The organism is Leptotrichia trevisanii DSM 22070 (assembly GCF_000482505.1).
Taxonomy (GTDB): Bacteria; Fusobacteriota; Fusobacteriia; order Fusobacteriales; family Leptotrichiaceae; genus Leptotrichia; species Leptotrichia trevisanii.
On record NZ_AXVL01000036.1, the window covers coordinates 22,986 to 30,413 of the forward strand.

At 28.1% G+C, this 7,428-nt stretch carries 5 protein-coding genes; 3 read left to right on the plus strand and 2 right to left on the minus strand.

Going from position 1 to position 7,428, the window contains the following annotated elements:
* Positions 1–136 precede the first annotated feature (136 nt).
* Together K324_RS0107165 and K324_RS0107170 are read right to left on the minus strand one after the other, a co-directional pair.
* Positions 137–1,069: a dihydroorotate oxidase gene (locus tag K324_RS0107165; protein ID WP_026748566.1), complete on the minus strand. Its 933-nt coding sequence runs from the start codon at positions 1,067–1,069 to the stop codon at positions 137–139.
* A gap of 38 nt (positions 1,070–1,107) precedes the next feature.
* Positions 1,108–2,148, minus strand: coding sequence for a tetratricopeptide repeat protein (locus tag K324_RS0107170; RefSeq protein ID WP_026748567.1), 1,041 nt, complete (start codon positions 2,146–2,148; stop codon positions 1,108–1,110).
* Positions 2,149–2,662: 514 nt separating this feature from the next.
* On the opposite strand from K324_RS0107170, the gene guaA reads away from it, so the two are divergent.
* The 3 genes from guaA (at position 2,663) to K324_RS0107185 (ending at position 6,671) form a co-directional block, all read left to right on the plus strand.
* Positions 2,663–4,207, plus strand: a complete 1,545-nt coding sequence (guaA, locus tag K324_RS0107175) for a glutamine-hydrolyzing GMP synthase (RefSeq protein ID WP_026748568.1) — start codon at positions 2,663–2,665, stop codon at positions 4,205–4,207.
* Between the two features lie 179 nt (positions 4,208–4,386).
* Entirely contained in the window at positions 4,387–5,964 is a 1,578-nt protein-coding gene (locus K324_RS0107180) for an RNA-directed DNA polymerase (protein ID WP_051354413.1), read from the plus strand.
* 50 nt (positions 5,965–6,014) lie between these two features.
* A complete protein-coding gene (locus tag K324_RS0107185) occupies positions 6,015–6,671 on the plus strand; it encodes a uracil-DNA glycosylase family protein (RefSeq protein ID WP_036095302.1) in 657 nt (218 codons plus the stop codon).
* Positions 6,672–7,428: the final 757 nt, after the last annotated feature.

Sequence of the window (7,428 nt, forward strand, 5' to 3'; positions counted from 1 at the left end):
TCATAAATTTATTTTTATGATAGTATCATTTTAAAAATTAAACTCAAAAATTATGAATATTTTATAAAAATTTTTAGTTTTTATTAGCCTGATTTTGTAGAAATTCAAGCAGATACTGTATATTGTTATTTATAAACTATAGATATTTCAATTTTCCTCTAAAATCTTCAATAGTTTTGTATCCTTTTTTATCCATAATAGCTTTTAATTCGTTAGTTATTCTCTCAAAAGCAGCAGGCCCTTCCTTGTGCAAAGTTGTACCAATTTGAACCATGCTAGCTCCACATAGAATATGCTCAAAAGCATCCTGTCCTGTAAGAACTCCGCCTGTTCCAATAATTTTAATAGATGGATTCAATCTTTGATAGAATGCGTGAACATTGGCAAGAGCAGTTGGTTTTATATATTCTCCCCCAATTCCGCCAAATCCATTTTTAGGTTTTATTACAACACTTTCATCTTCAATTACAAGTCCGTTTCCAATGCTGTTTACACAGTTTATAAATGTTAGTGGAAATTTGTTGAATACTGTGGCTGCCTGATCGAAGTGGACAATGTCGAAGTAAGGAGGCAATTTTACTCCAAGTGGTTTTTTGAAATATGAAAAAATATCTGTTAATAATTTTTCAGTAGTTTCCAGATCATAGGCAATTTGTGGTTTTCCTGGCACATTTGGGCAGGACAGGTTAAGTTCTGTTATTCCATTAAAATCACTTTCCTGAACTTTTTTAAGTAATGTGTGAGTGTCTTCTGTTGACATTCCAACTAATGAGAAAAAGAAAGTTCTATCAGGATGTGTTTTCTGTAATTCCAATAAATATTCTAAATAGTAGTCAAATCCCAAATTTGGAAGTCCCATTGAATTTATACTTCCTAAAGCTGTATCATAGTATCTAGGTTCAGGATTTCCGGGACGTGACTGTAATGTGGCAGTTTTGGTAACAAATGTTCCAGCTTGTGAATTTGTCACTTGTTCCAATTCATTTCTGTCGTAGCAGTAAACTCCCGCCGCATTCATAAAGCAGTTTTCAAATTCAAAATTACCAATGTGTGTTTTTGTAGTTGCCATTTTTCCTCCTAAAATTTATTGTTTTATTTTTATTTAAATTACAGATGTAAAGCTGATTTATAGTATTGGATAGCCAGTTTTAACTGATCTGCTTCTTCATAAAGTTTTGCAACTTCAATTACATTGTCAGAAATTTTCAGATATTCGCTGCCTTTCAAGTTTTGTTCAGCTGCATCAAATTTTCCAAGTTTTATACAGCATTTTCCAAAATTAAATTTCATTTTTGCTTCGTCAATTTTTCTCATATCAACTTTTGCATTTTCACGTGTCTTTCCTTCAAAAAAGTGGTTATAGTTTGTGTAGGCAAGATTATAGTTCTTTTCATCAGCAAATATATTTCCAAGCAATGCAAAGGCTTCCAAATGATTTTCGTCTGCAAGTAATGTTAAATAGTGTTTTGCAAGAGTGAGGTTGTTTTTATCAGTATAAAGTTTTGAAAGCACTTCCTGTGCCCTTTTGTTGTCAAAATCATCTGCTGCTGTTTTAAGATGTCTTTCAGCAGTTTCAATATCCTGTTTTTCTCCATACAGTTTTCCAAGCAAGTAATATGATTCACCATTATCTTTGGCTTTATGCAGATATTCCTCAGCTAGCTCAACCTGTCCATTGTCATAGTAAATTTTGGCAAGCAGTACCTGAGCTTCCTGATCCCTTTCATCGGCAACAGGTTTTAAATAATCTATTGCCAGATTTTTCTTTTTATATTGATAATACAGTTTTCCCAAATTATATTGAGATTTCTGATTCCCGTTATTTATTGCCAGTTTGTAATAGTATTCTGCCAATTCAAAGTTGGATTTTCTTTTGTAAACTGTTCCAAGTTTATCCTGTAATTCAAAATCTCCACCATCAGCAATTTTTTTTAAGTATTTTTCAGCCAGATTTAGTTTGTCGTATTTAAGATAAATGTCCGCAAGTATGAGAAAAGCCTTTCTGCTTCCGCTTTTAGCCGCTTCCTTTAAATATTTTTCAGCCAAGATGTCAGAACCACTGTCATAGTAGCTTTTCCCCATTTCGTACAATCGCCCTGAATCATCATTTTCGATATTATCGAAACTTTCAAATTCGATATTTTCCATAAAAAGTAACCTCCTATTTTTCAATATTTTATTTTTATTATTTTCAAATTTTAAACTTTATTATTCAAAATTTGAGTTTAAATTTAAAATTATTACATTGTAGAAAAACTACTTTAAAACTAAACTCCAAAATTATGACTATTTTACTCAAATCCTAAGTTTAATCAATTTTTGTCAGTTCAATTTTAAATGAGTTTGAATACATTATATTATACTATATTTTTTTATATTTGTCATATTATTTCAGAAAAATAAAAAAATTTTTAAGTGATTTTTTATAATTTTATACTATTTAAATGGGAAATAGTATAAGAGGTATGGCGTCTGATACCTCTGCTTAAAATAAACTTGAATATATAAAAATAAGAAAAAACATTTTTTAACCATAATAACCTTACTGAATAATTGAGAATTAAATTTTATAAAAATATATAGAAAAAACTTAAAAATAATGCTAAAATATTTACATAAAATTATGTTTTATGAAAAAAAATTTAATAGATAGAGGTGGAAAGTGAAAGAGAAAATTATTATTATTGATTTTGGTTCACAATATAGCCAATTAATTGCCAGAAGAATTAGGGAAATGGAAGTTTATTGCGAAATTGTGCCTTTAATTGATATTGAAAAAATAAAAAATGGAGAAGAAAAGGTAAAAGGTATTATCTTTTCAGGAGGCCCTGCCTCAGTTTATGAAAAAGACGCTCCAACTGTTAATCCTGAGGTATTTAACTTAAATCTTCCTATTTTAGGAATTTGTTATGGAATGCAGCTTATCACACATTTAAATGGTGGAAAAGTTGAAAAGGCTGATTCGAGAGAGTTTGGAAAAGCTGTATTAGAAGTAGAAAATAACGATAACCCATTGTTTATAGGAGTAAAAAAATCTTCTAACATCTGGATGAGCCACAATGATCACATCACAGAACTGCCAACAGGCTTTGAAATAATCGCAAAAACAGATTCCTCAATCGCCGCAATTACAAACAACAACGGAATTTACGCACTGCAATTCCACCCAGAAGTAGTCCATTCTGAATGTGGAACACAAATTTTAGAAAATTTCATATTTAACATCTGTAAATGTGAAAGAAACTGGAAAATTTCAAGTTTTATCATTGAAAAAACAAAATTAATCAAGAAAACTGTTGGAGATGAACACGTACTTCTTGCCCTTTCTGGAGGAGTGGATTCCTCAGTTGCCGCAGTTTTAATTAACAATGCAATCGGACATCAGCTTACTTGCATGTTTGTAGATACTGGACTTTTAAGAAAAGATGAAGGAAAAAAAGTTCTCGAATATTACAAAGAACATTTTGACTTGAACATTGTTTTCGTTGACGCAAAAGACAGATTTCTAAACAAATTAAAAGGCGTAGACGAACCTGAAGCCAAGAGAAAAATCATCGGAAACGAATTTATCGAAGTATTTAACGAAGAAATTAGAAAACTTAAAGGACAGGAAGGTGCAAAATTCCTAGCGCAAGGAACAATCTACCCAGATGTAATTGAATCCCAGTCCATAAAAGGCCCTTCCCACACAATAAAATCTCACCACAACGTAGGAGGACTACCAGAAGACTTGCAATTTGAATTACTTGAGCCTTTAAAAGAATTATTTAAAGATGAAGTAAGAAAAGTAGGACACGAACTTGGACTTCCCGATACAATTATAAAAAGACACCCATTCCCAGGCCCAGGACTTGGAATCAGAGTTATCGGAGAAGTAACCCCTGACAAAGTAAAAATCCTTCAAGAAGCCGACGACATCTTCATCACAGAACTAATGGAAAAAGGACTTTACGACAAAGTAGATCAAGCATTCGTAACATTACTACCTGTAAAAACTGTTGGAGTTATGGGCGATCAAAGAACTTATGAATACGTAGCAGCTATTCGTTCAGTAAATACCATCGACTTCATGACAGCTACTTGGAGCAAACTTCCTTACGAGTTCCTAGAAGAAGTGTCAAATAAGATTATAAACAAAGTAAACGGAATTAATAGAATTGTGTATGATATTTCTTCTAAGCCACCGGGAACTATTGAGTGGGAGTAAAGTCTTCATTACTTAAATGAATGAGTATATAACTAATTTAGAAAAGAGCTTTAATATTAGAAAAATAAAAAAAGAAAACAAAAATATTAATATTTAAATTGATAATAAGTTTTAAAATTTTTATACTATTTACAAAAAGTAGAACATATCACTATTTTTAAGGAGATATTTTAAAATTTATGTTAAAAAAAGAGACATTAAGAAAAGCTTGTTTTAGAGCCATAGACAATATATTATATGAAGGAACTACAGATGTAGAATTGTTTAATCGGGCTTTTGAAATTGACTATTTAAAGATTGATAAAGTAAAAAAGGAAATTTGTAGCAAAATTTGTTCCGCTATTCAACAAAATCATTTTTCACAACTGAAAATCCATAAATTAGGACATGTATTAGTACCTAAAAAAAATTTAGCAGATTATAGAAAATGCGCTTTAATTGACATTTATGATGAAATCGTATATTTAACATTAGTAATTAGTATTGCCAGTGAAATTGAAAAAATGCGAGTAAATAAACGTAGAAGTAGAGTTTTTTCTTATAGATTTGGAAATTTTAAGGGTAGACTTTTTAATAAAAATTTCCACTACACTGCTTTTAAACAAAAAATTTTAGAGAAAAGTACACTTCCTAAGAATAAAATTGTTGTAGAATGTGATATATCAAATTTTTATGATAGATTAAATATCCATAGAATTGAATCTATTTTAAGGTCAAATCCAAAAATTGATGAAAGTATAATTTCTCTTATTAATGAATTATTATTATATTGGGCAAATAGAGATTCTTATGGTCTGCCTGTTGGCTCTAATGCTTCACGAATACTTGCAGAAGTTGCACTAATAGAAGTTGATAACTATCTTATATCAAAAAAAATCAACTTCTGTAGATTTGTAGATGATTATAGAATTTTTGCAAAAAATTCATTTGAAGCTCATAATAATCTTGCGCTATTAACACTAAAACTAAGTAAAGAAGGAATGTTTTTAAATACACAAAAAACTAAAATTAAAGATATTTCTAATATCAATAAACAAAAAAATAAAAGTGATGAAAATAATTTTAACTTGAATGGAGATAAAAATTCCAATTTCCCAAAAATAATAAGGGGTTATTCAGGTCTTATTCCTAGCAAATTTAGAAAATTATCTAGTACAGAGACTACGACATTAAAAGAAAATGATTTAGATACTTTGATTAATAATGCTAAAAAAGATATGTTGATAGAAGAAAAGACAATTACAACAGTTATACGTACTATTATTGCAAAAAAAGAATATTATCGACTTAAAGATTTACCTAACATATTAAAAAAATTCCCTCAATTTATACCATATTTTGTTGATACTGTAATAAAATGTGAAAGTATGAAAAAAGAGGATATAATTGAAATTCAAGATAATTTTGAAGAATGGATGGTAAATGTAGACATACCTGAATATATCCAAGTATACTTAGTAAGGTTATATTCAATTCCTATATTTAAAAATAAAGAAATTCTATTAAGTTCTTTTAGAAATTTGAAAAGGAATTCAGGAGATTATATCGGAAGAGCCCTATTAGAATCTTTAGAAGGAAAGTTATCAAGGGGAGAATTACTTGAAATTAAAGATTATTATTATCGTGCAGATAAATGGGAAAAAAGACAAATTCTAAAGATGATTAACAATTGCTTTTCAACAGGCGAAAAAAGAGCTTTTTTCAAAGACATCAAAATTCATGAAGATGATTATTTTATTAATAAAATAATAAAATAAATCAAAATTTCAAGAAACACAAGTATATAATAAAAAAGGAGAATTCTGTAATGAAGGAGCTGAAAATTCTTTTAGAAAACTGGAAAAAACAACATGAAAAAAAGGGATATAGAAAATTTATTTCTGATGGAATTGTTAATTATGATAAATGGAAAAATCAATCTACTCCTAAAGTTTGTTATTTTTTAAAAGAAGCTTATGATACAAATGAAAATGGATTTAATCTTACTAAAATGTTAAAAGAAAAAGAACCTTGGAGTATGTGGAAAAAAGTAGCAATGTGGACTCAAGCTATTTATAATTCATTTTCTGAAAATATTTCTGATTATCCTGATAAAAATTTTCAGACAACGATTCAAAATATAGCTGTTGTTAACATAAAAAAAAGTAATGGAGAAAAAGTATCGAATAATGAAGATTTGCAACAATTTATTAACTTGGATAAAGAAAGGATAAAAAAAGAAATAGAACTTATAAATCCTGATATTATTATTTGTGGAAAAACGTTTAAATTTTTGAAACAAATATTAGATGATATGGAAATATATGAGAATTCATTAATTGCTAAATGGAAAAATATTCTTATAATTGATTATTATCATCCAGCTTCTCGTTATCCTAATAAAGTGAACTATTATTCTCTTTTATCAATTGGAAAAATTGCTCAAGAAAAATATGATTTTAAAATTTTAAAAAATAGAATCTAGACTTTAAACATATCATATTTGACAGGTTTAAAAATAAAACTAGATATTTCTAAAGTATCATTAACAAAAAGTATATAGAAAACTATAAATCTAAAAATTATTTTATAAGTTATATTCCTATAATTAAATAGAAAATGAACATTACTAGAACATATTCTCTTTTTTACCTAGTGGCAAATTATATTGTAGAAATAGACAAAATCAATATTATAAAATCTTTTTATTACTACTTTACAAATTTTTTGTTATTACTTAATGTTAATGTGTTAAATACAAATACTATAAAAACAAAATAACATATAATAAAAAAATTCAAACTGTTAAAGAAATACAATCTTATTATTAACTTTAAACTAAACAATCATTAATATATGAAAACATAACCTTTCAAACTTAAATCTCCATTCCCAGTTTGTTAGATTATGTTTTTATTTTTTATTTATAAGGAAATTAAATTCATATTTTTTAGGTATTTACTGATATATTTGATAATTTTAAAAGAGGCATCAGCCTCTTTTCCTTTTCTTTTGTCAAATAAATATACAAATGTCTACGACAAAATATCCAACCTAGTTGGATTAATAAAATATTAATAGTATTTTTTGAGGGGCGGATATCTGTAATGATAAAATTCCCATACAATCATTTTAACCTTGCATGCTGGACAGTAGAAAGGATTCATCCCGAAAGTCCTGTACATCTGCCTTTGATAAAATGAATATCTTGACACGGCAATGTTTTTCCTGAAAGCATCAAT